The sequence below is a fragment of the Pseudomonas aphyarum genome, assembly GCF_028657055.1.
Classification (GTDB): Bacteria; Pseudomonadota; Gammaproteobacteria; order Pseudomonadales; family Pseudomonadaceae; genus Aquipseudomonas; species Aquipseudomonas aphyarum.
Genome location: NZ_JAMDGS010000005.1, coordinates 339,049 through 363,276 on the forward strand (window position 1 = coordinate 339,049; position 24,228 = coordinate 363,276).

Genomic DNA, 24,228 nt, shown 5'->3' on the forward strand with positions numbered 1-24,228 from the left:
TGCCTCCCACAGGTTCGGTTTATTACAGATTTGTCATCGAGTTGTCGGTTTGCCGAGCGGATCGCCCGGTAGCTTGAAGTTGTCCCGGCCAGAACGCCGATCAACTTCAACGAATCGAGTGACCCATCATGAAAACCCTGATCCTCGCCTTCACCGCCCTCCTCGCCACCGGTTCCGTGTTCGCCGCTGAAATGCCTGAGCGCACGGTCATTCACGACACCAACGGCTTCTACGTGCACCTGGATGTCGACAAAGTCCTCTCCAGCACCGATATTTCCCAGGCTTGCGGCGTGATCCCCGCCCAGCTCAACTACCTCGACCACCAGGGCCGTGAACATGTGCTGGACTATCAAGTGCAAGGCAGCGGCTGCATCAATGACAATTGAGGCGCAGTGCCCATGAATATCCTTGTTGTCGAAGACGAACCCAAGGCCGGCAATTACCTGCTCAACGGCTTGCAGGAACTGGGCTACAGCGTGAGCCTGGCCCGGGACGGCGCCGACGGTCTGCACCTGGCGCTGGAGTTCGACTTCGACGTGATCGTGCTGGACGTGATGATGCCGAAAATGGATGGCTGGGAAGTCCTGCGCCGGCTGCGCAAGGAAACCGACACGCCGGTGCTGTTTCTCACCGCCCGTGACGACATCGCCGACCGGGTCAAAGGGCTTGAACTGGGTGCCGACGATTACCTGATCAAGCCGTTTTCCTTCGCCGAACTGGTGGCGCGCCTGCGCACCCTGACCCGGCGCGGGCCAATCCATGAAGAAGAGCAATTGCAGGTGGCCGATCTGCAGATCGACGTGCTCAAGCGCCGGGTCACCCGCGCCGGCAACCGCATCACCCTGACCAACAAGGAATTCGCCCTGCTGCAACTGTTCGCCACCCACACCGGCCAGGTGCTGTCGCGCTCGCTGATCGCCTCGCGGGTGTGGGACATGAATTTCGACAGCGACACCAATGTGGTCGATGTCGCCGTGCGCCGCCTGCGGGCGAAGATCGACGATCCGTTCCCGCTCAAGCTGATCCACAGCGTGCGCGGTATCGGCTACCGCTTCGATACCCAGCCATGAAAATCGTCGGCACTTACTCTTTGACCTTGCGTCTGGCGCTGGTGTTCGCCGTGCTCGCCTTCGCCGCACTGGCTGGCCTGGGCGCGGCACTTTACAACCAGCTGGAAGAGCAACTGACCCGCCGCGACGACATTCAGTTGGTCAGCCGCATCGATCAGTTGCGCACCATCCTCAACGACAGCAATACGCTGGAATTGATCAAGACCAAACCGGCGCTGTTCCAGAACATGCTGGGCAACCGCGAAGCGCTGTTGACCATCGGCGCGCCGGGGCAACCACCCTTGTTCGTGGTCAACCCAAGCGACCTGGCACTGCCGAGTGTGCCCGCCGTGCCGGTCGACCATGTCATGGCCCTCAACGACGTGCAGCATCTGCCGAGCCTCAACGGCGTGCCGTTCTCGGCGGTGGCGGCCAGTATCGACTCCGGCGACCAGGGCAATCTGCAGGTGCTCATCGCCAAGGTGATGAGCGAGCGCACGGCGATGCTCGCCAATTACCGGCTCAGCGTGTACGGCCTCGCGTCACTGGCGGCGATTGTGCTGGCGCTGGTCGGCTGCCTGCTGGTGTATCGCGGTTTGCTGCCGTTGCGGCGGATTGCCCGGCATGCCCACGGGATTGGCATCGCCAACCTCGGCGAGCGCCTCGACCGCCACGGCACGCCCCGGGAATTGCAGCCGATGATCGAAGCCTTCAATGCGATGCTCGACCGGCTCGACCGAGGGGTTGCGCAACTGAGCCAGGTCTCCACCGACATGGCCCACGAACTGCGCACGCCGATCAACAACCTGCTCGGCGAAACCCAGGTCGCCCTGCAACAGAACCGCAGCGTCGACGCCTATCAGCAGTTGCTCGCCTCCAACGTCGAAGAACTCGAACGGCTGGCGCGGATGCTCGACAACATGCTGTTTCTCGCCCGCACCGACCCGGCCAGCGCTTTGAGCCAGCGGCAGGAGCTGGATGCCTGCGATGAGATGCAGCGCATTGCCGATTACTTCGAAGGGCTGGCGGCGGACGTCGGTGTCACCATCGAGGCCCGTGGCAGCGGCGTGATCTGGGCCGAACCGATGTTGCTGCGCCGGGCCCTGGCCAATCTGTGCGCCAACGCGATCAAGTACGGTGCGGCAGATTCGACGTTGCAGGTCGAGGCTATCGCCGAAGCGGATGGCAGCTACCTGCGGGTACGCAATCAGGGCGCGACCATTCCGGCGGAACATCTGTCGCGACTGTTCGAGCGCTTCTACCGCGTCGATCCGTCCCGCGAGCGCTCGGCCCAATCCAACGGACTGGGCCTGTCGATTGTCGCGACGATCATGCAATTGCATCAGGGCCGCTACACCGTCAGCAGCGCCGACGGCATCACCTGCTTTGAACTGTTCTTTCCGGCACGGGAGACGCGAGACGCAGGTGCGTGAAGGCGCCGAGCGCAAACGCCGCGAACATCAACGCCGTGGCCACACCGAAGGTCATGTGCAAGCCGCTCGCAATGACGGCGGCCGGCGCCTGAGTCGGATCGTCCGTGGCCAGGGCAAACACCGCGCCCATCGCCGCCGCCCCTGTGATCAAGCCCAGATTACGCGACAGCCCAAGCATGGCCGAGACCACGCCGCGCTGATCCTGAGCAACGCCGGACATCAACCCGGTGTTGTTGGCGGCCTGGAACAGCGCATAACTCAAGGCCACCACCGTGATCGGCAGCACGTATGCAAGCACTCCGAAACTCACCGGAAACAGCGCCAACAGACCACATCCGCAGGCCAGGCCGAACAACGCACCCGGCACCATCCGCCGCGCGCCGAAACGATCCACCAGCCGCCCGGCCGGTACGCCGCTGAATGCCGCCAGCAACGGCCCGATCGACAACACCAGTCCGACCTGAGTGCTGGTGAGCCCCAGGCCTCGGCTCAGGTAAAACGGCCCGACCACCAGTGTGGTCATCATCACCGTGGTCACCAGCAAGGTCAGCGCCAGACTGCTGCTGATTCGCGTGTCGGTGAACAATGACAGGTGAATCAGCGGCGCCTTGCTCCGCTTCTCGACCAGGATGAACAACCCCACGCCCAACAGGCTGAGTAACAGCAACGTCGGAGTGAGTCCTTCGATTGTCATCGCCAGCGCATAGGCCGCCAGCGTCAGCATCAGCACGGCGGTGCCGGGATAATCAAACACGACCCTCGAGCGCACGATCCGATCCTTCGGCAAATACCGATACACCAGCCACGCATTGAGCAATCCCAACGGCACGTTGATCACAAAGATCGACTGCCAGCCGACATGCGCCATCAACAGCCCACCGAGCGATGGCCCGAGGGTGGTGCCGGTGGCAGACATCGTGGCAAGCAAGCCCATCGCACTGCCGGCCCGGGATTTGGGCACTGCATCGGCCACCAGCGCCACCGTCAGCGCGAACATGATCGCCGCGCCCAGGCCCTGCACCGCCCGCGCACCGATCAGCCAGCCAAGGCTCGGCGCCAGTGCGCAAGCCAGCGAAGCGGCGGTAAAGATGCCGATGCCGATCAACAGCAATCGCCGCCGACCGAAGCCGTCACCCAGTCGCCCGACGCTGACAATCAACGTGGTGACCGCCAGCAGATAGGCCAGCACGATCCACTGCACCTGTTGAAACGTCGCATCGAACGCTGCCGCCAGCGTGGGCAGTCCGGCGTTGGCGATGCTGGTGTCCAGCGACGGCATCAGCATCGACAGCGCCAGACTGGTCAACGCCCAGCGGGCTGAAGGGCTCAGGGGTTCTCGGTGCATGGGGGGCTCACAGGGCAGAAGTCATGGGACATAGCCTGAGCCTCGACAATACAAGGCGCAAGACGCATGCTTTGCACTTGATACCTGCATGGAACGCCATGTCATGAATGCACCGGATCTGAACCTTTTGATCACCCTCGACGTGCTGCTGAGCGAAGGCAGCGTCGCCCGCGCCGCCGAGCGCCTGCGCTTGAGTCCGTCAGCCATGAGCCGCGCGCTGGCCCGGCTGCGGGAAACCACCGGGGATCCGCTGCTGGTGCGCGCCGGCCGAGGACTGGTGCCGACCCCGCGCGCGCTGGAGTTGCGTGACCGGGTCAGTTATCTGGTGCAGGAAGCCGAAGCGGTTTTGCGCCCGGCAGAAGTGCTCGATCCCGGCCAGTTGCGGCGCACCTTCACCCTGCGCAACACCGACGGTTTTGTCGAAACCTTCGCCGCTGCCCTGCTCGCCCGCATCGCCGAAGAGGCGCCCAGCGTGCGCCTGCGCTTTGTGCAAAAGGCCGACAAGGACAGCACGCTGTTGCGCGTAGGCCGGGTGGATCTGGAAACCGGCGTGGTCGACGACAGCACCGATCCGACGCTGCACAGCCGCATTCTGTTCCGCGATCAGTGGATTGGCGTGGTGCGTGAAGGGCATCCGCTGAGCAGCGGCAAGGTCAGCGCCAAACGCTTTGCCGCAGGCCAGCACATTCTGGTGTCACGACGCGGGCGCAGCAGCGGACCGGTGGACGAAGCATTGCTTGCCTTGGGGCTGACGCGGGATATCGTCACTTCATTCGGCGGTTTTTCGGCGGCGCTGACACTGGTCCGTGAATCAGACCTGATCGCCACCGTCCCGGAGCGTCACACCAGCAAACTGCGAACGGGTCTGCACAGCTTCGCCCTGCCATTCCGGATGCCGGACATCAGCGTATCGATGCTCTGGCACCCGCGCATGGACGCCGACCCGGCGCATCGCTGGCTGCGCAATTGCGTGCGGGAGGTCTGCGCTTAACGCGCATCTCCGCCAGCGGGTTTATAGAACAGGAATTTCTTGGTCTCGGCGGTTTTTCTGTATTCCTTCGCCCAACTCGGATGAACGTTGCGGTCATGGAAATACAGCGCACCGTGGGTGCGATCGGTGAGCTGGCGGTTCAGTGCCTTGCCGGCGATTTCCTTGGCCAGCGCGTATTCGGCATCTTCCTTGACCTGATCCGGGCGCCCGTCGCACCACCAGGAAAATTGGCAGCTCTTGGTTTCCGAGCCCTGCTTGACCACCTCGCACACCGTGCCTGGAAAGCCGTCGTGACCCAGGCGATTCATCACCACACTGGCCACGCCTTCCATGTCGGCATTGTCCTTGCCCTTGGCTTCCCAATAGATACTGCGCGCCAGACAGGTGATCGGATCGTCCAGCGGTGCGGCGCCGGCGGGGTCGACCGCCTGCGCTTCGGTCGGCGTGATGGCTTCGGATTTGGGTGCCGGAGGCGCGTCGGGTTTGTCGGCGGCCTTCTCTTCCAGAACCTCGGCTTTCGCCTCGGCCTTTTCCTTGATCGGTGCCTGATCGGTGGCCAGTGCCGCGCCGCTCAGCAGGGTCAACGCAAGACAGCAAAGCAACCCGTTCAATCGCATGATCATTCTTCCGGCAGGGCCCGATGCGGGCAAAGTGTTACGTGGTTGAGACGCCCGGTTTCCGGGGTCTTCGCAGAGTGTAGACGGCAAATTGCACGGAATCGTTCGGCAGAAAAATCCGCGTCGTGAAGAAAAAGACATTGCACGAACCGGGGCCCTTTCGCGCATGATGTGCGCACTCAGCCCAAGGGAGATTTCCATGCGCTTCATGCCATCCGTTCTGCGACTCGCCGCGTTGTCCGTGGGCCTGGCGCTGGCCACTTCGGCCATGGCCACCGACGAGTCGCAATTGATCGAATCGATCAACAGCTACCGCAGCCAGCCGCAGCGTTGTGGCAGCCAGGCGTCCAGCGAATTGCCGCCGCTGTCGGCCGATCCGCGCCTGATTCTGCCGGCCAGCGGCGTGGTGGATTTGCAGCAGGCGATGTCCAGCGCCCGCTACCCGATGGTCAATGTGCAGGCGATTACCCTGAACGGGCCACGGGATGCGGCGTCGGCGATGAAGGCGATTCAGGAGAGCTTCTGCCAAGTGGTGCTGGATCCGCAGTTCGTCGATATCGGCGTCAGCCGCGCCGACCGTGACTGGCGCATCACCCTCGCCCGGCCACTGCTGTCCGCCCGCCTCGGCGATGGTCAGGCTGAAGGCCAGAAACTCCTCGAACAACTCAACGCCGCCCGCGCCCAACCGCGCCAGTGCGGCGGTCAGGCTTTCACAGCGACTGCGCCGCTGGCGTGGAACGCGGTGCTCGGCGGCGTTGCCCAGGAACACAGCCGCGAGATGGCCAACAACAATTATTTCGACCACAAGGACCGCGACGGCCGCACCCCTGGCGACCGCGCCGAACTTGCCGGTTACAGCGGCCAGCAGGTCGGCGAGAACATCGCCGCCGGGCAGGACACGGTGCAGAAAGTCGTCGCCGGCTGGCTCGCCAGCCCCGGCCATTGCGCCAACCTGATGAACCCGCAGTACCGTGAGCTTGGCGCTGCCTACGCAGTTGATCCGAAGAGCAGCGCCGGGATTTATTGGACTGCGATGTTTGGCGGGGAATAAACCTCAAGGCAGTTCCTTCCCCGAGGGGAGGAAATAAACCGCAGGCAATAAAAAACCGGAGCCAGGCTCCGGTTTTTTTATGGTCAATGAGTCCTCATCCCCGCCGCATACATCGCCAGTTTCAGCAGGCTCGCCACCACCGCCAGCGAGACCACGCTGCCAAACCAGATCAGCAGCAGCCAGCCCAGACGCTTGTACCAGGGACTGGATTTCACCTCACGCGAATCAATGGTAGCCATCGCCAATCCTCACTTTGCCGCGGAACACGTAGTAGCTCCAGAAGGTGTACATCAGGATCACCGGCAGGATGAACAGCGCGCCGATCAGGGCGAACAGCTGGCTGGTGGCCGGTGAAGCCGCCGCCCACAGGCTGACCGACGGCGGGATGATGTTCGGCCAGATGCTCAGCGCCAGCCCGATGTAACCGAGGAACATCAGCACCAGGGTGAACACGAATGGCCAGTGGGTGTGGCGCTGACGCAGAGAACGCAGCAGCCCGAACAGCGCCAGCACCGCCAACACCACCAGCCCGGCGAACACGGTCAGGTGCGCATGGTTGAACCAGCGGCCGGCCAGTTCCGGGTGCAGTTGCAGCGTCCACGCGCCGATCACCACCACCATCACCAGCAACAGCCACGCCAGCGGACGGCTGTAGTGACGCATCCGCGACTCCAGCATGCCTTCGGTCTTGACCAGCAGCCAGGTACTGCCGAGCAAGGCGTAAGCAATCACCAGACCGACGCCGCAGACCAGCGGGAACGGCGCCAGCCAGTCGAGACCGCCACCGGCGAACTGCCGATCCACCACTGGAATCCCCGCCACATACGCGCCGATCACTACGCCCTGGGAGAACGTCGCCAGCAGCGAACCGCCGATGAATGCCCAGTCCCACAGATGACGTTTTTCAGCCGGTGCCTTGAAGCGAAACTCGAACGCCACCCCACGGAAAATCAACCCCGCGAGCATGAAGATCAGCGGCAGGTAAAGCGCCTCCAGAATCACCCCGTAAGCCAGCGGAAACGCGCCGTACAACGCCGCGCCACCGAGTACCAGCCAGGTTTCATTGCCGTCCCAGACCGGTGCGACGGTGTTCATCATCACGTCGCGTTCCTGCTCGTCACTGATCATCGGGAACAGGATCCCGAGGCCCAGATCGAAGCCGTCCATGATCACGTACATCATCACCCCGAAGGCAATGATCACGCCCCAGATCAACGAGAGATCGATACCTTGAATACCCATGACTCAACGCTCCTTTTTCAGTGGATCCGGGTCGCGGATTCGAGGTTGTCGGTGACCGCCGAAAGTGGCCGGCGCGGGGTCTGCACCTGAGTGCCTTCGGGCGGATGTTCGTGGTGCGGCTGCGGACCCTTGCTCACCAGTTTCATCATGTAGCCGATGCCCACGGTGAACACCGAGCAGTAGATGACGACGAACAGCGCAAGCGAAGTGCTCATCTGCGCCACCGAGTGATGGGACGCGGCGTCATGGGTTCGCATCAGGCCGTACACCACCCACGGCTGACGCCCGACTTCGGTGGTGATCCAACCCGCCAGCAGCGCGATCAGACCGCTCGGCCCCATCAGCAGCACCAGCCGCTGGAAGCCGCGATGACGGTAGACCTTGCCGTTGCGCCGCAGCGCCAGCCCCAGCACACCGACCAGAATCATCAACATGCCGAGCCCGGCCATGACGCGGAAGCTCCAGAAGATCACGGTCGAGTTCGGCCGGTCTTCTTTCGGGAAGCTCTTGAGCGCCGGGATCTGCTTGTCGAGGCTGTGGGTGAGGATCAGGCTGCCGAGGTATGGAATCTCGATCGCGTACTTGGTTTTCTCCGCCTGCATGTCCGGGATGCCGAACAGCACCAGCGGGGTCGGCCCGTTGTCGGCGTTTTCCCAGTGGCCTTCAATGGCAGCGATTTTTGCCGGTTGATGTTCCAGCGTGTTCAAGCCATGGGCGTCACCGACCACCGCTTGAATCGGCGCGACGATCAGCGCCATCCACAGCGCCATGGAAAACATCTTGCGCACCGGTTTGCTGTCGTTGCCGCGCAGCAAATGCCAGGCTGCCGAAGCGCCGACGAAGAACGCCGTGGCAACAAACGCGGCAATCGCCATGTGCGCCAGACGGAACGGGAACGACGGGTTGAACACGATCGCCAGCCAGTCGACCGGCATCACCCGGCCATCGACGATTTCGAAGCCTTGCGGGGTCTGCATCCAGCTGTTGGAGGCGAGAATCCAGAAAGTCGAGATCAGCGTGCCGATGGCGACCATCACCGTGGCGAAGAAGTGCAAGCCACGGCCCACGCGGTTCCAGCCGAACAGCATCACCCCGAGGAACCCGGCTTCGAGGAAGAACGCGGTCAGCACTTCATAGGTCAGCAACGGCCCGGTGACGCTGCCGGCGAAGTCGGAGAATCCGCTCCAGTTGGTGCCGAACTGGTACGCCATGACGAGCCCCGACACCACGCCCATGCCGAAGTTGACGGCGAAGATCTTCGACCAGAAATGGTAGAGATCGCGGTAAGTGTCGTTATGGGTTTTCAGCCACAGGCCTTCGAGCACCGCGAGGAAACTCGCGAGACCAATGGTGATCGCCGGGAAAATGATGTGGAACGAAACCGTGAACGCGAATTGAATTCGCGCCAGGTCCAGTGCCTCCAGGTTGAACATGATGATGTCCTCATCAAGGCTGAAAAGCGGCAGCACACGGCCGGGCCACCGCCAGGCGCGAACGCCTGCAGCCAGTCAAAATGCAAAAGGGTTGGATCGCGTGAGTCGGTTACGCCACCGACGACGGGATCAGGTTGCTCGCCTCGGCCGCTTCGAGGCGGATCGCCACGAATTTCGAGGTCGGCGTGTAGGTGCGGTCACCGTAACTTTCCAGCGGCACCAGCGGATTGGTTTCCGGGTAGTACGCGGCCGCCTGCCCGGCCGGAATGTCGTAGGCGATCAGGGTGAAACCGCTGACCCGACGCTCACGCTCGTCGCCCCACAGCGCCACCAGATCGACCTTTTGCCCCGGTTCAAAACCGAGCCGGCGGATGTCCTGCTCGTTGGCGAACACCACGTCGCGCATGCCGTAAACGCCGCGATAACGGTCGTCGAGGCCGTACAACGTGGTGTTGTACTGATCGTGGGAACGCATGGTTTGCAGGATCAGATGCGGTTTGACCGGCAGGTTGCGCACGCCTTCGCTGATCAGATGCTCCGGCAGCACGCACGGGGTGAACTGGGCCTTGCCGGATTCGGTTTTCCAGACCCGGTCGGAAGCGTTGTTGCCGAGGTGGAAACCACCGGGGATCAGCAACTTCTCGTTGAAATTTTCGAAGCCCGGAATCACGTCGGCGATCAGGTTGCGGATGCGCCCGTAGTCGCCCACCGCCCACTCCCAATCGATCGGGTGTTTGCCCAATGTGGCGGCGGCGATCCCGGCAATGATTGCGGGCTCGGATTTCAAGTGAGCCGACTTCGGTTTCAGTTGGCCAAACGACAAATGCACCATGCTGAAGGTGTCTTCCACGGTCACGCCTTGCGGACCTTCAGCCTGGACATCGATGTCGGTACGACCGAGGCACGGCAGGATCAGCGCGTCACGCCCGGTCACCAGATGGCTGCGGTTGAGCTTGGTCGAGATGTGCACGGTGAGGTCGAGTTTGCGCATGGCGGCGTGGGTGCGCTGGGTATCCGGCGTGGCTTGAGCGAAGTTGCCGCCCAGACCGATAAACACCTTGGCTTCGCCACGTTCCATGGCACCAATCGCCATGACCGTGTTGTGGCCGTGCATGCGCGGCACCTTGAAGTTGAAGCGTTTTTCCAGGGCGTCCATCAGTTCTGTCGGGGCCAGTTCGTTGATGCCCATGGTGCGGTCACCCTGCACGTTGCTGTGGCCACGCACCGGCGACAGCCCGGCGCCCGGACGGCCGACGTTGCCGCGCAGCAGTTGCAGGTTGATGACTTCCTGCAGGGTCGGCACCGAGTGCACATGTTGGGTCAAGCCCATGGCCCAGCACATGATCACGCTCTTGGCTCGGGCATACATGCGCGCAGCCAGTTCGATGTCATGCAGCGGCACGCCGGACTGCTCGACGATGTGCTCCCAACTCGTGGCATCGACTTCGGCCAGATAGCTGTCGAGACCCGACGTGTGCTCGGCAATGAAGGCGTGATCGAACACCGGTTCACCGCCGGTGGCCTGGGCTTCACGCTCCCACTCCAGCAGGAACTTGGCCATGCCGCGGATCATCGCCATGTCGCCGCCCAGTGCCGGGCGGAAGTACGCGGTGTTGGTCGCTTCCCAGCCGTTGCTGAGCATCTCGATCGGGTTCTGCGGGTTCTGGAAACGCTCCAGCCCACGCTCCTTGAGCGGGTTGATGCACACCACTTGAGCGCCGCGTTTCACCGCTTCACGCAGCGGTTCGAGCATGCGTGGGTGGTTGGTGCCGGGGTTCTGGCCGATCACGAAAATCGCGTCGGCGTGGTGCAGGTCCTCATAGACCACCGTGCCTTTGCCGACGCCCAGGCTCTCGCCCATGCTCACCGCGCTGGCTTCGTGGCACATGTTCGAGCAGTCCGGGAAGTTGTTGGTGCCGTAGGCGCGGACGAACAACTGATAGAGAAACGCCGCTTCGTTGCTGGCGCGACCCGAGGTGTAGAACTCGGCCTCGTGGGGCGATTTCAGGCCTTTGAGGTGCTTGGCGATCAGCGCGAAGGCGTCGTCCCAGGTGGTTTCGACATAGCGGTCGACACGGGCGTCGTAGCGCATCGGATGGGTGATCCGGCCCTGATATTCGAGCCAGTAATCGCTTTGCTCGGCCAGGGTCGACACAGTGTACTTGTTGAAGAACGCCGGATCGACCAGGCGGCCGGTGGCTTCCCAGTTCACCGCTTTGGCGCCGTTTTCGCAGAACTTCAGCATGCTCGCGCCGGGCGCTTCACCCCAGGCGCAACCGGGGCAGTCGAAGCCGCCGTTCTGGTTGGTCTTGAGCATGGCGCGGATGTTTTTCAGGGCGTTTTCACTGCCCAGCCAGTTTTTGGTGAGGCTGATCACAGCACCCCAACCCGCAGCGGCGCCCTTGTAGGGTTTGTAACGGTCGACTTGTGACATGGGACTTCTCCATGACGATGCACACAGGCAAAAACCTGATCGGGTTTAAACAGCGACGACTGACTTTCAAGTTAAAAAGCGGTCGTTTCGTTTGACGGGGCCAAGGATAGGAACCGCTGCAAAAACTTGTCTAATCGCTATTAATGACTGCGTTATCGAAAGCATCTATCACGGCGTTAAAGCCTTTAAATACGGGCACTTGCAAAACTAAGAAGCGCAAAAAACCGAATAATTATTTCATCATCGACAGCATCAATCGGCCGGTCATTAAGAGTGATTGGACGCTGTCTCAAGTTGCTCATAACCTGCGCCGACCCAATCCCTTCAATAGCGGATTTCACCCAAGCGAGGCTGTCATGTCAGAGCGCGTCTTGATCGATGGTTACAACCGCCGCGTCGACTACCTGCGCATGTCGGTCACCGACCGCTGCGACTTTCGCTGCGTGTATTGCATGGCCGAAGACATGCAGTTTCTGCCGCGCCAACGAGTGCTGACGCTGGAGGAGATCTATCAACTGGCGCAGAGCTTCGTCGCACTGGGCACCCGCAAGATCCGCCTGACCGGCGGCGAGCCGTTGATTCGTCCCGGCGTCGTCGGCTTGTGCAAGCAGATTGCTGCCCTGCCCGCCCTGCGCGAACTGTGCCTGACCACCAATGGCTCGCAACTCGGCAAACTCGCCAGTCCGCTGTTCGACGCCGGGGTCAAGCGCCTCAACGTCAGCCTCGACAGTCTCGATGCCGCGCGCTTCAAGCAGATGACCCGCACCGGCGACCTGGCCCAGGTGATCGACGGCATCGACGCCGCGCGCGCCGCCGGATTTACCCGCACTAAACTCAACTGCGTGGTGATGCAGGGCCGCAACGATCACGAGATCAACGATCTGGTGCAGTTCGCCATCGAGCGCGATCTGGATATTTCCTTCATCGAGGAAATGCCGCTGGGCATCATCAGCGAACACAGTCGCGCCGAGTCGTTCTTTTCCAGTACCCAGGTGCGCGAAAAGATCGCCGAGCGCTACACCCTGATCGACTCCGCCGAATCGACCCAGGGCCCCTCGCGCTACTGGCGGCTGGCCGAAGCGCCGCACATCCGGCTGGGGTTCATTTCGCCCCACAGCCACAACTTCTGCGGCACCTGCAACCGGGTGCGGCTGACCGTCGAGGGGCGTTTTCTACTGTGTCTGGGGAACGAGCATTCGGTGGATCTGAAAGCGGTGTTGCGCGCCCATCCGGGCCAACCGGAACGGCTGGAGAAAGCCATCATCGAAGCGATGAAACTCAAGCCTTACCGGCACAACTTTGAAGTGAACGACGACGTGCAAGTGGTGCGTTTCATGAACATGACCGGCGGCTGATCCGCCACGTTTTCAAGGCAGAGAGCCGCATGATCATCCGACCCAAGGTCAATCAATTCGCCATTCTCTTCACCCTCAAGGGCTCGATTGCCAAGCGCATCGCCCTGCGCGCCCTGATGGTGACGCTGCTGGCGTCGGCCATCGTGCTGGTGGAAATGCTCCACCCGAGCAACTTCACCAAGGTCAACGCCACGCCGTTCACCCTGCTCGGCCTGTCGCTGTCGATCTTCATGAATTTTCGCAACAACGCCTGCTACGACCGCTGGTACGAAGCGCGCAAGGCCTGGGGTGAAGTGATCGTGCATGTGCGCTCGGTGATTCGCGAGACTCATGTGATCCGCGAATCGGCCCAGCGCCGACTGTTACTGCTCAACCTCGCTGGTTTCGCCCACGCGCTGAATGCGCGACTGCGCCGGGAAGACGAAGCCGCCGCCAGCGCCGAGTGGATCACCCCGCAACATGATGCGCAGGTGCCGGACTACAGCGGGCGCATCCTGCAGACGGTCGGCCAGCAATGCTCCGACCTGCACGAATCAGGCGATCTCAGCGAATGGCGCTACATGCTGCTGGCCAATCACCTGACCAGCCTGACCCAGGCACAAGCGGTGTGCGAGCGGATCAAGAACACGCCGCTGCCCTTCCCTTACACCCTGCTGCTACACCGCACGATTTACCTGTTCTGCATCCTGCTGCCGTTCGCCATGGCCGAACCGCTGGGCTGGCTGACACCGCTTTTCACGGCGATTGTCAGCTACACCTTCTTCGGCCTGGACGCGATTGCCGATGAGCTGGAAGACCCGTTCGGCCGGGATGAAAACGATTTGCCAACCGATGCGCTGGTGCGGGGTATCGAGCGGGATATTCTCTCGGAGCTGGGGACTGAGCCGTTGCCGCCGGCGCTGAAACCGGTGGACTACGTCCTCAGTTAATCGACTGCCGCCCCCTTTGGGGAAGGGAAAGTCATCAATCCAGATGCGCCCAGGTCATACGGAACGATGCCCCGCCCCACGGTGAATCGCCGACCTCGACCTGCCCGCCATGGGATTGCGACACCCGCCGCACCAGCGCCAAGCCGAGGCCGAAGCCGCCCGTGCGGCGGTCGCGGCTGGCGTCCAGGCGCGAGAACGGTTCGAAGATTTTCTCCCGTCCTTCCAGCGGCACGCCCGGCCCGTCGTCGTTGACCTGAACTTCGTATTGATCGCCGATACGCACCAGCGACACCTCGACCCGCTGCTCGGCATAACGAATAGCATTGCGCAGCAGATTGATCACCGCCCGTGCCATGAAGCGCGGTTCGATCCGCACTTCATCGACCCGGCAATCAACGATCAACAGCTGCACCCCGGCCGCCTCGGCTTCCAGCGCCACACTGCCGACCACGCTGTCGAGCCAGTTGGCAGCCTGGATGTTTTCGCGGGTGATCACCGTCGCGCCGCGTTCGAGGCTGGCGTAGGTCAGCAGTTCGGAGACCATTTCTTCCAGCTCGCCGAGGTCGGCGTACATGTCGGCGATCAGTTCGCGGTTCTGGCTGGCGTCCGGTTGCTGCTTGAGCTGGTCGAGTTCGAACGACAGCCGGGCAATCGGCGTGCGCAGTTCATGGGACACGGCATTGGTCAGTTCGCGCTGATTGGCGATCAGGCCTTCGATGCGCGCCGCCATCAGGTTGAAGTGACCGGCGAGGTCGCGGATGTTCGAGCGTTTGGACAGCTGGATCCGCACCGAGAGGTCGTTGTCGCCGAAGCGCTCGGCGGCCAGCCGCAGTTTTTCCAGATCGCGCCAGTGCGGACGAACCCAGAAGTACAGGACGATGCCGAGCAGCACCGCCAGCATCAGGTAAGCCCCGGCAATGTAGAACGGCATCAGGCTCGGCTCGGGCGGCAACTTGATGCTGAGCAACTGCGAACCACCGTCGATGTTGCTGATGAACTGGGTGTAGTCATCGCGAATCACCAGCAGATCCTGAGCCAGTTCGGCTTTCTCCTGATCGTTGAGGTTTAACTGGTCAGCCTCGACCAGACTCAACGTCAGCCCGTAGTGCGGCCGCAACGCCTCCAGTTGCGCCTCGCGCGCCGCGCCCTGCTGGTCGCGCATGTGTTCGATCAGCGACCACGCCTGACCGCGCACCGCCTCACGGTTGTAGGCCTGCATCTGGTTGTCGAGCAACGCATTGAAGGTGTGCTCGACGGTTTGCAGCGCCGCCACCAGCCCGACCGTCATCACCAGAAACAGCCCGAGAAATAACCGCAGCATCTACAACTCCCACGCGAACGGATTGAACAGGTAACCCTTGCCCCACACGGTCTTGATGCACACCGGTTCGCGAGGATTGTCCTTGAGTTTGTTGCGCAACTTGCTGATGTACACGTCGACGCTGCGGTTGAGGCCATCGAAGGCGATGCCGCGCATGCGGTTGAGAATGTCATCGCGCGACAGGATCTTGCCGGCGGCGCTGGCCAGCAGCCACAGCAGCTCGAATTCCATGGTGGTCAGTTCGATCAGCTCGCCCGCCAGACGCACTTCACGGCAACTGCGATCAATGATCAGGTTGCCGAACTCCAGCGAACTCACTACGCCGCTTTCCGGGACTTGCCGGCGTTGCAGGGCACGCAGGCGCGCGAGCAGAACAGGCGGTTTGATCGGTTTGATCACGTAGTCATCGGCGCCGGACTCCAGGCCCAGAATATGGTCGAGGTCGTCTTCCTTGGCCGTCAGGATGACGATCGGCGTGTCCGACACGCTGCGGATTTCCCGGCACACGTGCAGGCCGCTCTGCCCCGGCAACATCAGGTCGAGCACCACCACCTTGGGCTTGAATTCGAGAAACGCGGCCACGGCCAGATCGCCGCGATGCACGGTGCGCACATCAAAGCCGTGTTGTTCGAGAAAGTGCGCGATCAGCGCGGCCAGCCGCTCATCGTCTTCCACCAGCAGGACTCTGCCAAAACCCAGGTTATCCATAACAACCGCCGCCAACCGCTTTGTGAAGTGGGCGACATTATGCGGGCATTCAATGCCGAGACGTTTATCGCAGGCAGCAAAAACCGGCCTCCGGGGCCGGTTTTCGTTGATGTTTCATACTCTTAAGAGTTTTTAACAATTCATGCCGCGACGGGTACACCGCTGTGGAAACGGAATTCTTCGTCCGGCGACTCGATCAGGTCCTGCTCGGCGGCGCGGACTCTCTCGATCACCTGAGCGATGTCCTTGGCGTCGCCGTACTGGTAGGCCAGTTTCAGGTAACCCTGGAAATGCCGGGCCTCGCTTTTCAGCAGGCCGAAGTAGAACTTGCCGAGTTCTTCGTCCAGATGCGGCACCAGCGCTTCGAACCGCTCGCAACTGCGCGCTTCGATGAAGGCGCCGACCACCAGAGTGTCGACCAGTTTCACCGGCTCGTGACTGCGCACCACTTTGCGCAGGCTCGAGGCATAACGGCCGGCATGCAGCTGGCGCAGTTCGATCTTGCGCCGCTTCATGATGCGCATCACCTGCTCGTGGTGCACCAGTTCTTCCCGGGCCAGACGCGACATCATGTTGATCAGATCGACGTGGGAATGGTACTTGGCGATCAGGCTCAACGCGGTGCTGGCGGCCTTGAACTCGCAGTTCTTGTGGTCGATCAGCAGGGTTTCCTGATCGGCCAGCGCGGCTTCAACCCAGGCGTCAGGCGTGCGGCAACCAAGGAATTCGTGGATTTCGGGAAGGATCATGGGGCTCACGGTCAAAAGGTGTTCGAGCGAAGGGCGCCGATTATACCGGCCTGCCCGCAGACCACCAGCCGCGCGCGTTGATATGCATCAAGTCGCAGACGGATGCGCAGCAACTATAGTTGTGCAACGCCGTGCCTTTTCATTGCTGGAGACTCACTCATGCAAGCCATTCGCAGCATTCTGGTGGTCATCGAACCCGAACACGCGGAAAGCCTGGCGCTCAAGCGCGCCAAGCTGATCGCCGGGGTGACCCAGGCCCATCTGCACCTGCTGGTCTGCGACAAGAAGCACGATCACGCCGGCATGCTCAGCGTGCTCAAGGCCGCGCTTTTGGCGGACGGCTACAGCGTCACCACCGAGCAGGCGTGGAACGAGAGCCTGCACGAAACCATCATCGACGTGCAGCAGGCCGAAGGCTGCGGGCTGGTGATCAAGCAGCACTTCCCCGACAGCTCGCTGAAAAAGGCCCTGCTGACCCCGGCGGACTGGAAACTGCTGCGCCACTGCCCTACTCCGGTGCTGCTGGTGAAAACCGCCGGTTCGTGGAAGGACAAGGTGATTCTGGCGGCGGTCGACGTGGGCAATGCCGATGGCGAACACCGTCATCTGCACACCACGATCATCGACCATGGCTTCGACATCGCCAGCCTGGCCAAGGGGCATCTACATGTGATTACCGCTCATCCGTCGCCGATGCTGTCGGCGGCCGACCCGACCTTCCAGCTCAAGGAAACCATCGAGGCGCGCTATCGCGAGCAATGCCGGGCGTTTCAGGCTGAATTCGACATCGATGACGCTCACCTGCACGTCGAGGAAGGTCCGGCGGATGTGCTGATTCCGTTCATGGCGCACAAGCTGCAGGCGGCGGTGACGGTGATTGGCACGGTGGCGCGCAGCGGGGTATCGGGCGCGTTGATCGGCAATACGGCTGAACAGGTGCTGGATCAGCTGGAGAGTGATGTGCTGGTGCTCAAACCGCAGGAGGTCGAGGATCATCTGGTAGAGCTGGCGGTGAAACACTAAGCATTGCGGGTCACCCTGTGGCGAGCGTCCTCGCCACAGGTAACGCTCACTCGCCCAGCGCATCCTTGAGGAAACCGGGCGCGATGTAGCGCTGATAGTGCGCTTCCGACAGCAGGAAAAATTCCCGATCAATGGCATCGCGCAGTTCCGGCAGGTTCCAGTCGCGAAACTCAGGCAGCAGCACCATCCCGTAGGCTTCCAGATTAATGATCACCCGCGCGCCCCGGGCGATCAGCTGATAAGCCCAGCAATATTGCGACTGATGCGGCACGAAGCGGATCTTGCGCTGCTCCAGCTGCAGGCGCAGCCGCGCCGGATCGAAGACCTCGACCTTGCTCGCCATCACTTGTGACAGCAATTGCTCCAGACGCAGCCAGACCGCGCGCTTTTCCTCCTCGTTGTAACCGTTCCAGTGGATCACTTCGTGGTGGAAACGCTTGCAGCCACGGCACACCAGATCACCGTAAACGGTGGAACAGAGGCCGACGCAGGGGGTCTTGATGGTCTGATTGGGCATAGAATGGGCAAAACACTTGAAACGCGGAACAGGTCGGCATGTTAGCCCTTTGTCCGCCATTCATCACCCCTCAAACGTCAGGGACAAGCGCTGGATCAAGGTTTGCCCCACCCGTGCACAACGCAACCAAAGTCCAATAGAGCGCGACTTACCTTTAAATTTTTTTTGCCGTAGAATCAGCCAGCCTTTTTAGGCGCCAATGTCCGTTAGAAGCTGTTTTCAAAGCGTCACGAGCACAGTCGTTCCTTCAGAGCGGTGTTGGCGTAAGGTTTTTCCAGCGGGGAAAAGCCAAACGCCAACCCTCATCAGCTCCCCGTTCTGCAGGCGTAAAACTTTGAAAGCAGCTTCTGTAAGGAATTGCCGGTAATTCTGGCCGAACGACCCACAACGTCGTGAGGAGCATGAGTACGGCAATTTCGGGATGAGCGTCCCGGACACCCATTTGGGACCACTGATGAGGGTAATAACTGTGCTTGAAGCCTACCGCAAACATATCGAAGAGCGTGCAGCCCTGGGTATCGTTCCCCAGCCGCTTAACGCCGAACAAACTGCAGGCCTGGTCGAGCTGCTGAAGAATCCTCCGGCTGGCGAAGAAGCTTTCCTCGTTGACCTGATCACCAATCGCGTACCACCAGGAGTGGACGAAGCCGCCTACGTCAAGGCCGGTTTCCTCTCCGCACTGGCCAAGGGCGAAGTCTCCTCCCCTCTGCTGGACAAGAAACGCGCTGTAGAACTGCTCGGCACCATGCAGGGCGGCTACAACATCGTGACCCTGGTTGAACTGCTGGACGACGCCGAGCTGGCGCCAGTGGCCGCCGAAGAACTCAAGCACACCCTGCTGATGTTCGATGCCTTCCACGACGTGGCTGAAAAAGCCAAGAACGGCAACGTTCACGCCAAGGCCGTGCTGCAATCCTGGGCTGACGGCGAGTGGTTCAAGAAGCGCCCTGTGCTGGCCGACAAGATCAGCCTGCGCGTCTTCAAGGTCACCGGCGAAACCAACACCGACGACCTGTCCCCTGCGCCAGACGCCTGGTCGCGTCCTGACATCCCGCTGCACGCCCTGGCCATGCTGAAAATGGCCCGTGACGGCATCGTTCCGGACGAGCAAGGCAAGACCGGCCCGATGAAGCAGATCGAAGAAATGCGCGGCCAGGGCTTCCCTATCGCCTACGTCGGTGACGTGGTCGGTACCGGTTCCTCGCGTAAATCGGCGACCAACTCGGTGCTGTGGTTCTTCGGCGACGACATCCCTTACGTGCCGAACAAGCGCGCCGGCGGTTTCTGCTTCGGCAGCAAAATCGCTCCGATCTTCTACAACACCATGGAAGATGCTGGCGCACTGCCAATCGAGTTCGACGTATCGAACATGAACATGGGCGACGTGATCGACCTGTACCCGCACGCAGGCAAGGTCTGCAAGCACGGTACCGACGAAGTCATCACCACCTTCGAAATGAAGACCCCGGTCCTGCTGGACGAAGTCCGCGCCGGCGGCCGTATCCCGCTGATCATCGGCCGTGGCCTGACCGAGAAGGCTCGCGCCGAACTGGGTCTGCCAGCGTTCGACCTGTTCAAGAAGCCGGAAGCTCCGGCTGAAAGCACCAAGGGCTTCACCCTGGCGCAGAAAATGGTCGGCAAGGCTTGCGGTCTGGCAGAAGGCAAAGGCGTTCGTCCTGGCACCTACTGCGAACCGAAGATGACCACCGTAGGCTCTCAGGACACCACCGGTCCAATGACCCGTGACGAACTGAAAGACCTGGCGTGCCTGGGCTTCTCCGCTGATCTGGTGATGCAGTCCTTCTGCCACACCGCGGCTTATCCAAAGCCGATCGACGTGACCACCCACCACACCCTGCCTGACTTCATCATGACCCGCGGCGGTGTTTCCCTGCGTCCGGGCGACGGCATCATCCACTCGTGGCTGAACCGCATGCTGCTGCCGGACACCGTCGGTACCGGTGGTGACTCGCACACCCGTTTCCCGATGGGCATCTCGTTCCCGGCCGGTTCCGGTCTGGTCGCGTTCGCCGCTGCCACCGGCGTCATGCCGCTGGACATGCCGGAATCGATCCTGGTGCGCTTCAAAGGCAAAATGAAACCTGGCATCACCCTGCGTGACCTGGTTCATGCCATTCCTTACTTCGCCATCCAGAACGGTCTGCTGACCGTCGAGAAGAAAGGCAAGAAAAACGCCTTCTCCGGCCGCATCCTGGAAATCGAAGGCCTGGAAGGTCTGACCCTGGAACAGGCGTTCGAACTGTCCGACGCCTCGGCCGAACGTTCGGCTGCCGGTTGCACCATCAAGCTGTCGAAAGAGTCGATCACCGAGTACCTGCAGTCCAACGTCACCCTGCTGCGCTGGATGATCGGCGAAGGCTACGGCGATGCGCGTACCCTGGAGCGTCGTGCCCAAGCGATGGAAGCCTGGATCGCCAACCCTGAGCTGATGGAAGCCGATGCCGACGCCGAATACGCCGAAGTCATCGAAATCGATCTGGCCGACATCAGCGAGCCTGTACTGTGCGCGCCGAACGACCCGGACGACGCCCGTCTGCTGTCCAGCGTTGCTGGCGAGAAGATCGACGAAGTGTTCATCGGTTCGTGCATGACCAACATCGGTCACTTCCGCGCTGCCGGTAAGCTGCTGGATCAGGTCAAGGGTCAGCTGCCAACCCGTCTGTGGCTGTCGCCGCCGACCAAGATGGACGCTCACCAGCTGACCGAAGAAGGCTACTACGGCATCTACGGCAAGGCCGGCGCCCGCATGGAAATGCCAGGCTGCTCGCTGTGCATGGGTAACCAGGCACGCGTTGAACCGAACAGCACCGTGGTGTCGACTTCGACCCGTAACTTCCCGAACCGTCTGGGCGACGGCGCGAACGTCTACCTGGCTTCGGCCGAGCTGGCGTCCGTTGCTTCGATCCTGGGTCGCCTGCCGACCGTCGAGGAGTACATGGAATACGCTGGCAAGATCGACAGCATGGCGGCCGACGTGTACCGCTACCTGTCCTTCGACCAGATTGCCGAGTTCCGTGAAGCTGCTGCGAACGCCAAGATCCCTGTCGTTCAAGCCTAACGCTGCAACGCAATGAAAAACGCCGCCCATCGCGAGATGTGCGGCGTTTTTTTATGCCTGCTGAACGATCAATCACAAACCATACAGGCACAAAAAAGGCCGACCTGCGAGGCAGATCGGCCTTTCTGTTTCACAAGATCAAACGGGATCCTGTGTTGAACCTCAAGCCGTCAGCGAGTAGATCAACGCCGAAATCGCCACCAGACCCACTGCGGTGACAAACACGTTCGACATCTGCCCACGATAACGGGCCATCGCCGGCACTTTGCGGATCGCGTACATCGGCATCAGGAACAGGATCGCCGCGATGACCGGGCCACCGATCGTTTCGATCATGCCGAGGATGCTCGGGTTCAGGGTCGCCACGATCCAGCACACTACCAGCATGAACGCCGCCACGATGCGGTCCAGAGCCTTGGCACCCGGACGCTTGCCGCTCTTGACGATCAAGCCCTTCAGGCCTTCGCTGGCACCGATGTAGTGGCCGAGGAACGATTTGGAGATCGCCACGAACGCAATCAGCGGCGCCGCGAACGCGATGGTCGGGTTGCTGAAGTGGTTGGCCAGGTACGACAGGATCGACAGGTTCTGCGCCTTGGCTTCCGCCAGTTGCTCCGGCGACAGGGTCAGTACGCAGCTGAACACGAAGAACAGCACCATCACCACCATCAGCAGGTGCGCGCGGGACAGGATCTGCGAACTGCGCTCATCCGCGTGAACGCCGTAACGACGCTTCTGATCCACCGCAAACGCCGAGATGATCGGCGAGTGGTTGAACGAGAACACCATCACCGGAATCGCCAGCCACAGCGTGTGCAGCAGCGCCGACGGTGCCGGCACCTGCGAAGCGGTGGTCAGGATGCCGCCGTTCCAGTGCGGAATCAGGTACACCGCCAGGAACAGCAGCGCAACGATGAACGGATACACCATCAGGCTCATGGCCTTGACGATCACTTGCTCGCCGCAGCGCACCACGGCCAGCAGGCCGAGGATCAGCACGAACGACAGCAGCGCGCGCGGTGGCGGCGTGATGTGCAGTTGGTGTTCGAGGAAACTGGCGACCGTGTTGGTCAGGCCAACGCTGTAGATCAGCAGGATCGGGAAGATCGCGAAGAAGTACAGCAGGGTGATCAGCGCGCCGGCCTTGATGCCGAAATGCTGTTCCACCACGTCAGTGATGTCGGCACCTTCGCGACCGGAAAGCACGAAGCGGGTCAGACCGCGGTGTGCGTAGAACGTCATCGGGAAGGCCAGCAGCGCGAGGATCACCAGCGGCCAGAAGCCACCCAGACCTGCGTTGATCGGCAAAAACAGGGTGCCGGCGCCGATGGCCGTCCCAAACAGTCCCAACATCCAGGTAGTGTCATGGCGATTCCAGCTCGACAGTTCGGCTGGTGCTGCCGCTTCAAAGCGTTGTTCGACGCTATTGGCCTGATCATTCATCCGGTCGGATCTCCGCATTCCGGTCACTTACCACTCGGTCAGGACGCGTCGGAAAAAACCGACAGACATGCTCCGGCCGAAACAGGGGCGCGATTCTCCGCGATAAATGAGCAGAAGCAAAGACTTAGCTGAGGAATGGTTGTACGGAGCAGATCGAAGGCTTGTCGCTTTTGGGAAAAATACTGTCGGCGCCAGATACGCCATATGTCGCTTTATGGCATGTACCGGCGCCGAATAAGCCATGGGAAAGCCCGATCAGATCGATCGGGCCAATATGAAGCCGAGGAACATGCAAAAGATGCCCAGACCCATCAACCCCCAGATCGGGCGCATTTCTTTCCTGTCTTTGATACGTATTTTTTCGGCCCACTCATCGTGTTCCCGTTCCAGTTGTTCCATTCTGGCTTTGGCGTCATAGGTGCTCATGTTGATTTCCTTTTGGGTCATGTGTCTGAAGATTGCGAAAACGAACGCTCAAAACTTGAAAAAGACGCCTGCCAATGCCGCGCTTGCCGTCAACACGCCGGCCACCACCGCAACCGGATAAAAATACGTCTCCCACTTCAGCTTCTTCTGTTCCGCCATAAGCTTCTGCCGCTCAGCTATCAGTTTTCGCGTTTCGTTATGCAGCCTGTCGAGTTCCAGGTTTTCGCGGTTGTTCTGAAGCATTGGCCTTCCTTGGCTGATGGCAATTTCCGTCCGGATTACTGCTTCGTCATGAAGAACGCATCCCGTCCTGCTCTCTATAATTCCGCGCTTCTCACCCCGCCGTATAGCGGATGAATCCGGCAGCACTCGTAGGCAACATCCGTAAATACCGCAGGACGGTGCGTCCATTTCCTACCGCTTTTAAACAACCTCACCGTCTGGCATTTTTCGGCTATACCCAATGGCGAATTGACTGACATCCCCGTCCAGTCCCCTCGCCTGTGGAGCCATCCCATGCCCCTCGTCCGCGTCGACATCAAGAAAAACCCGGACCCGACGTTCGCCAAACGCATTGGCGAAGTGATCTACGCCGCCCTGCGCAGCGAGATCAATGTGCCGGAACACGACAATTTCCAGGTGCTGACCGAGCACGACGACCAGCACTTCGTCTATGACCCGCAATATCTGGGGATCCAGCGCAGCGACGGCATCGTGTTCATCCAGCTGACCATCAGCGAAGGCCGCACCGTGGAAATGAAACAACGGCTGTTCCAGACCATCGCGCGCAACCTGAACCAGCAACTGGCCGTGCGTCAGGAGGATGTGTTCATCAATCTGGTGGAAGTGAAAAAAGAGAACTGGTCATTCGGCAATGGCATCGCCCAGTACGTGACCTGATTCGACGATTGACAGGTCGCGGGCGCCACCAGCATGATCGGCCCCATGAACCTTTGCCCGCTGCTCCTCACCCGTACCACCACGACCGCCACCGGCGGGTCGTGGTGTTTGTGCGTGAGGTAAAACCAGCGCAGCAAACCCAGGGCCCCGCCAGCAATGGACGGGGCCTTGTTGTTTCTCCCG

General features: G+C 61.3%; 23 protein-coding genes. 10 read left to right on the forward strand and 13 right to left on the reverse strand.

Annotated features, from left to right (window positions below; all coding sequences use genetic code 11):
* Nucleotides 1-128: 128 nt before the first annotated feature.
* Genes M5G18_RS08395 through M5G18_RS08405 form a run of 3 tightly spaced genes read left to right on the forward strand, consistent with a single transcriptional unit; the run spans nt 129 to nt 2,482 of the window.
* On the forward strand, nt 129-386 hold the full coding sequence (locus M5G18_RS08395; protein WP_085602814.1) for a DUF2790 domain-containing protein: 258 nt from the start codon (nt 129-131) through the stop codon (nt 384-386).
* A gap of 12 nt (nt 387-398) precedes the next feature.
* On the forward strand, nt 399-1,070 hold the full coding sequence (locus tag M5G18_RS08400) for a heavy metal response regulator transcription factor (RefSeq protein ID WP_007950581.1): 672 nt from the start codon (nt 399-401) through the stop codon (nt 1,068-1,070).
* A complete protein-coding gene (locus M5G18_RS08405; protein ID WP_273897497.1) occupies nt 1,067-2,482 on the forward strand; it encodes a heavy metal sensor histidine kinase in 1,416 nt (471 codons plus the stop codon). The genes M5G18_RS08400 and M5G18_RS08405 overlap by 4 nt, the downstream gene beginning before the upstream one ends.
* On the opposite strand, the gene M5G18_RS08410 is transcribed toward M5G18_RS08405, so the two are convergent.
* On the reverse strand, nt 2,427-3,827 hold the full coding sequence (locus tag M5G18_RS08410) for an MFS transporter (protein ID WP_273897498.1): 1,401 nt from the start codon (nt 3,825-3,827) through the stop codon (nt 2,427-2,429). The genes M5G18_RS08405 and M5G18_RS08410 overlap by 56 nt on opposite strands.
* A 103-nt stretch (nt 3,828-3,930) precedes the next feature.
* On the opposite strand from M5G18_RS08410, the gene M5G18_RS08415 reads away from it, so the two are divergent.
* Nucleotides 3,931-4,818, forward strand: a complete 888-nt coding sequence (locus tag M5G18_RS08415; protein ID WP_273897499.1) for a LysR family transcriptional regulator — start codon at nt 3,931-3,933, stop codon at nt 4,816-4,818.
* On the opposite strand, the gene M5G18_RS08420 is transcribed toward M5G18_RS08415, so the two are convergent.
* Nucleotides 4,815-5,435 (reverse strand): cell wall hydrolase, encoded by a 621-nt coding sequence (locus M5G18_RS08420; protein WP_273897500.1) that lies wholly within the window; start codon nt 5,433-5,435, stop codon nt 4,815-4,817. The genes M5G18_RS08415 and M5G18_RS08420 overlap by 4 nt on opposite strands.
* A 199-nt stretch (nt 5,436-5,634) precedes the next feature.
* On the opposite strand from M5G18_RS08420, the gene M5G18_RS08425 reads away from it, so the two are divergent.
* Nucleotides 5,635-6,486 carry a CAP domain-containing protein gene (locus tag M5G18_RS08425; RefSeq protein ID WP_273897501.1) on the forward strand — a complete coding sequence of 284 codons (852 nt, stop codon included), beginning with the start codon at nt 5,635-5,637 and terminating at the stop codon, nt 6,484-6,486.
* 83 nt (nt 6,487-6,569) lie between these two features.
* On the opposite strand, the gene M5G18_RS08430 is transcribed toward M5G18_RS08425, so the two are convergent.
* From M5G18_RS08430 to M5G18_RS08445, 4 genes are all read right to left on the reverse strand, one after another.
* A complete protein-coding gene (locus M5G18_RS08430) occupies nt 6,570-6,725 on the reverse strand; it encodes a DUF2474 domain-containing protein (protein ID WP_007950587.1) in 156 nt (51 codons plus the stop codon).
* Complete coding sequence (gene cydB / locus M5G18_RS08435; RefSeq protein ID WP_273897503.1) at nt 6,712-7,728, reverse strand: cytochrome d ubiquinol oxidase subunit II; 1,017 nt, start codon at nt 7,726-7,728, stop codon at nt 6,712-6,714. Before cydB ends, M5G18_RS08430 begins: the two co-directional genes overlap by 14 nt.
* A 17-nt stretch (nt 7,729-7,745) precedes the next feature.
* On the reverse strand, nt 7,746-9,161 hold the full coding sequence (locus tag M5G18_RS08440; RefSeq protein ID WP_273897504.1) for a cytochrome ubiquinol oxidase subunit I: 1,416 nt from the start codon (nt 9,159-9,161) through the stop codon (nt 7,746-7,748).
* A gap of 109 nt (nt 9,162-9,270) precedes the next feature.
* Nucleotides 9,271-11,595 carry an FdhF/YdeP family oxidoreductase gene (locus M5G18_RS08445; protein ID WP_273897506.1) on the reverse strand — a complete coding sequence of 775 codons (2,325 nt, stop codon included), beginning with the start codon at nt 11,593-11,595 and terminating at the stop codon, nt 9,271-9,273.
* A 356-nt stretch (nt 11,596-11,951) separates the two neighbouring features.
* Here M5G18_RS08445 and moaA point away from each other — a divergent pair, with 356 nt between their 5' ends.
* Both moaA and M5G18_RS08455 read left to right on the forward strand, forming a co-directional pair.
* Complete coding sequence (moaA, locus tag M5G18_RS08450; protein ID WP_273897508.1) at nt 11,952-12,950, forward strand: GTP 3',8-cyclase MoaA; 999 nt, start codon at nt 11,952-11,954, stop codon at nt 12,948-12,950.
* A gap of 29 nt (nt 12,951-12,979) precedes the next feature.
* The gene (locus tag M5G18_RS08455) at nt 12,980-13,879 is read left to right on the forward strand and encodes a bestrophin family protein (RefSeq protein WP_007958819.1); all 900 of its coding nucleotides are present in this window, start codon (nt 12,980-12,982) and stop codon (nt 13,877-13,879) included.
* A gap of 34 nt (nt 13,880-13,913) precedes the next feature.
* Here the strand turns inward: M5G18_RS08455 and M5G18_RS08460 are convergent, their stop codons facing one another.
* The 3 genes from M5G18_RS08460 to M5G18_RS08470 form a co-directional block, all read right to left on the reverse strand.
* Nucleotides 13,914-15,200: an ATP-binding protein gene (locus tag M5G18_RS08460; protein ID WP_007958820.1), complete on the reverse strand. Its 1,287-nt coding sequence runs from the start codon at nt 15,198-15,200 to the stop codon at nt 13,914-13,916.
* Entirely contained in the window at nt 15,201-15,908 is a 708-nt protein-coding gene (locus M5G18_RS08465; protein WP_273897509.1) for a winged helix-turn-helix domain-containing protein, read from the reverse strand.
* 140 nt (nt 15,909-16,048) lie between these two features.
* Nucleotides 16,049-16,657 carry a MiaE family protein gene (locus M5G18_RS08470; protein ID WP_085602796.1) on the reverse strand — a complete coding sequence of 203 codons (609 nt, stop codon included), beginning with the start codon at nt 16,655-16,657 and terminating at the stop codon, nt 16,049-16,051.
* A 159-nt stretch (nt 16,658-16,816) separates the two neighbouring features.
* Here M5G18_RS08470 and M5G18_RS08475 point away from each other — a divergent pair, with 159 nt between their 5' ends.
* Complete coding sequence (locus tag M5G18_RS08475) at nt 16,817-17,680, forward strand: universal stress protein (protein ID WP_007958823.1); 864 nt, start codon at nt 16,817-16,819, stop codon at nt 17,678-17,680.
* Between the two features lie 46 nt (nt 17,681-17,726).
* Here M5G18_RS08475 and M5G18_RS08480 read toward each other — a convergent pair whose 3' ends face one another.
* Nucleotides 17,727-18,197, reverse strand: a complete 471-nt coding sequence (locus M5G18_RS08480; RefSeq protein WP_273897510.1) for a DUF1289 domain-containing protein — start codon at nt 18,195-18,197, stop codon at nt 17,727-17,729.
* Between the two features lie 469 nt (nt 18,198-18,666).
* Between M5G18_RS08480 and acnB the strand changes: the two genes are divergently transcribed.
* Nucleotides 18,667-21,276 (forward strand): bifunctional aconitate hydratase 2/2-methylisocitrate dehydratase, encoded by a 2,610-nt coding sequence (acnB, locus tag M5G18_RS08485; RefSeq protein WP_262161199.1) that lies wholly within the window; start codon nt 18,667-18,669, stop codon nt 21,274-21,276.
* A gap of 162 nt (nt 21,277-21,438) precedes the next feature.
* On the opposite strand, the gene M5G18_RS08490 is transcribed toward acnB, so the two are convergent.
* The 3 genes from M5G18_RS08490 to M5G18_RS08500 all read right to left on the reverse strand — a co-directional run bounded on the left by M5G18_RS08490 (nt 21,439) and on the right by M5G18_RS08500 (nt 23,388).
* A complete protein-coding gene (locus M5G18_RS08490; protein WP_039767145.1) occupies nt 21,439-22,719 on the reverse strand; it encodes an HAAAP family serine/threonine permease in 1,281 nt (426 codons plus the stop codon).
* A 255-nt stretch (nt 22,720-22,974) separates the two neighbouring features.
* Nucleotides 22,975-23,145: a hypothetical protein gene (locus M5G18_RS08495; protein ID WP_007958834.1), complete on the reverse strand. Its 171-nt coding sequence runs from the start codon at nt 23,143-23,145 to the stop codon at nt 22,975-22,977.
* A 48-nt stretch (nt 23,146-23,193) separates the two neighbouring features.
* On the reverse strand, nt 23,194-23,388 hold the full coding sequence (locus M5G18_RS08500; RefSeq protein WP_007958836.1) for a hypothetical protein: 195 nt from the start codon (nt 23,386-23,388) through the stop codon (nt 23,194-23,196).
* Between the two features lie 273 nt (nt 23,389-23,661).
* On the opposite strand from M5G18_RS08500, the gene M5G18_RS08505 reads away from it, so the two are divergent.
* Nucleotides 23,662-24,045: a tautomerase family protein gene (locus M5G18_RS08505; RefSeq protein ID WP_273897511.1), complete on the forward strand. Its 384-nt coding sequence runs from the start codon at nt 23,662-23,664 to the stop codon at nt 24,043-24,045.
* The last annotated feature ends 183 nt before the right edge of the window (nt 24,046-24,228 follow it).

What these genes read in the sequence shown, in the direction of transcription:
- M5G18_RS08395 (WP_085602814.1), top strand. Translation starts at nt 129, where the DNA reads ATGAAAACCCTGATCCTCGCCTTCACCGCCCTCCTCGCCACCGGTTCC.
- M5G18_RS08400 (WP_007950581.1), top strand. Translation starts at nt 399, where the DNA reads ATGAATATCCTTGTTGTCGAAGACGAACCCAAGGCCGGCAATTACCTG.
- M5G18_RS08405 (WP_273897497.1), top strand. Translation starts at nt 1,067, where the DNA reads ATGAAAATCGTCGGCACTTACTCTTTGACCTTGCGTCTGGCGCTGGTG.
- M5G18_RS08410 (WP_273897498.1), bottom strand. Translation starts at nt 3,827, where the DNA reads ATGCACCGAGAACCCCTGAGCCCTTCAGCCCGCTGGGCGTTGACCAGT.
- M5G18_RS08415 (WP_273897499.1), top strand. Translation starts at nt 3,931, where the DNA reads ATGAATGCACCGGATCTGAACCTTTTGATCACCCTCGACGTGCTGCTG.
- M5G18_RS08420 (WP_273897500.1), bottom strand. Translation starts at nt 5,435, where the DNA reads ATGCGATTGAACGGGTTGCTTTGCTGTCTTGCGTTGACCCTGCTGAGC.
- M5G18_RS08425 (WP_273897501.1), top strand. Translation starts at nt 5,635, where the DNA reads ATGCGCTTCATGCCATCCGTTCTGCGACTCGCCGCGTTGTCCGTGGGC.
- M5G18_RS08430 (WP_007950587.1), bottom strand. Translation starts at nt 6,725, where the DNA reads ATGGCTACCATTGATTCGCGTGAGGTGAAATCCAGTCCCTGGTACAAG.
- cydB (WP_273897503.1), bottom strand. Translation starts at nt 7,728, where the DNA reads ATGGGTATTCAAGGTATCGATCTCTCGTTGATCTGGGGCGTGATCATT.
- M5G18_RS08440 (WP_273897504.1), bottom strand. Translation starts at nt 9,161, where the DNA reads ATGTTCAACCTGGAGGCACTGGACCTGGCGCGAATTCAATTCGCGTTC.
- M5G18_RS08445 (WP_273897506.1), bottom strand. Translation starts at nt 11,595, where the DNA reads ATGTCACAAGTCGACCGTTACAAACCCTACAAGGGCGCCGCTGCGGGT.
- moaA (WP_273897508.1), top strand. Translation starts at nt 11,952, where the DNA reads ATGTCAGAGCGCGTCTTGATCGATGGTTACAACCGCCGCGTCGACTAC.
- M5G18_RS08455 (WP_007958819.1), top strand. Translation starts at nt 12,980, where the DNA reads ATGATCATCCGACCCAAGGTCAATCAATTCGCCATTCTCTTCACCCTC.
- M5G18_RS08460 (WP_007958820.1), bottom strand. Translation starts at nt 15,200, where the DNA reads ATGCTGCGGTTATTTCTCGGGCTGTTTCTGGTGATGACGGTCGGGCTG.
- M5G18_RS08465 (WP_273897509.1), bottom strand. Translation starts at nt 15,908, where the DNA reads ATGGATAACCTGGGTTTTGGCAGAGTCCTGCTGGTGGAAGACGATGAG.
- M5G18_RS08470 (WP_085602796.1), bottom strand. Translation starts at nt 16,657, where the DNA reads ATGATCCTTCCCGAAATCCACGAATTCCTTGGTTGCCGCACGCCTGAC.
- M5G18_RS08475 (WP_007958823.1), top strand. Translation starts at nt 16,817, where the DNA reads ATGCAAGCCATTCGCAGCATTCTGGTGGTCATCGAACCCGAACACGCG.
- M5G18_RS08480 (WP_273897510.1), bottom strand. Translation starts at nt 18,197, where the DNA reads ATGCCCAATCAGACCATCAAGACCCCCTGCGTCGGCCTCTGTTCCACC.
- M5G18_RS08490 (WP_039767145.1), bottom strand. Translation starts at nt 22,719, where the DNA reads ATGAATGATCAGGCCAATAGCGTCGAACAACGCTTTGAAGCGGCAGCA.
- M5G18_RS08495 (WP_007958834.1), bottom strand. Translation starts at nt 23,145, where the DNA reads ATGAGCACCTATGACGCCAAAGCCAGAATGGAACAACTGGAACGGGAA.
- M5G18_RS08500 (WP_007958836.1), bottom strand. Translation starts at nt 23,388, where the DNA reads ATGCTTCAGAACAACCGCGAAAACCTGGAACTCGACAGGCTGCATAAC.
- M5G18_RS08505 (WP_273897511.1), top strand. Translation starts at nt 23,662, where the DNA reads ATGCCCCTCGTCCGCGTCGACATCAAGAAAAACCCGGACCCGACGTTC.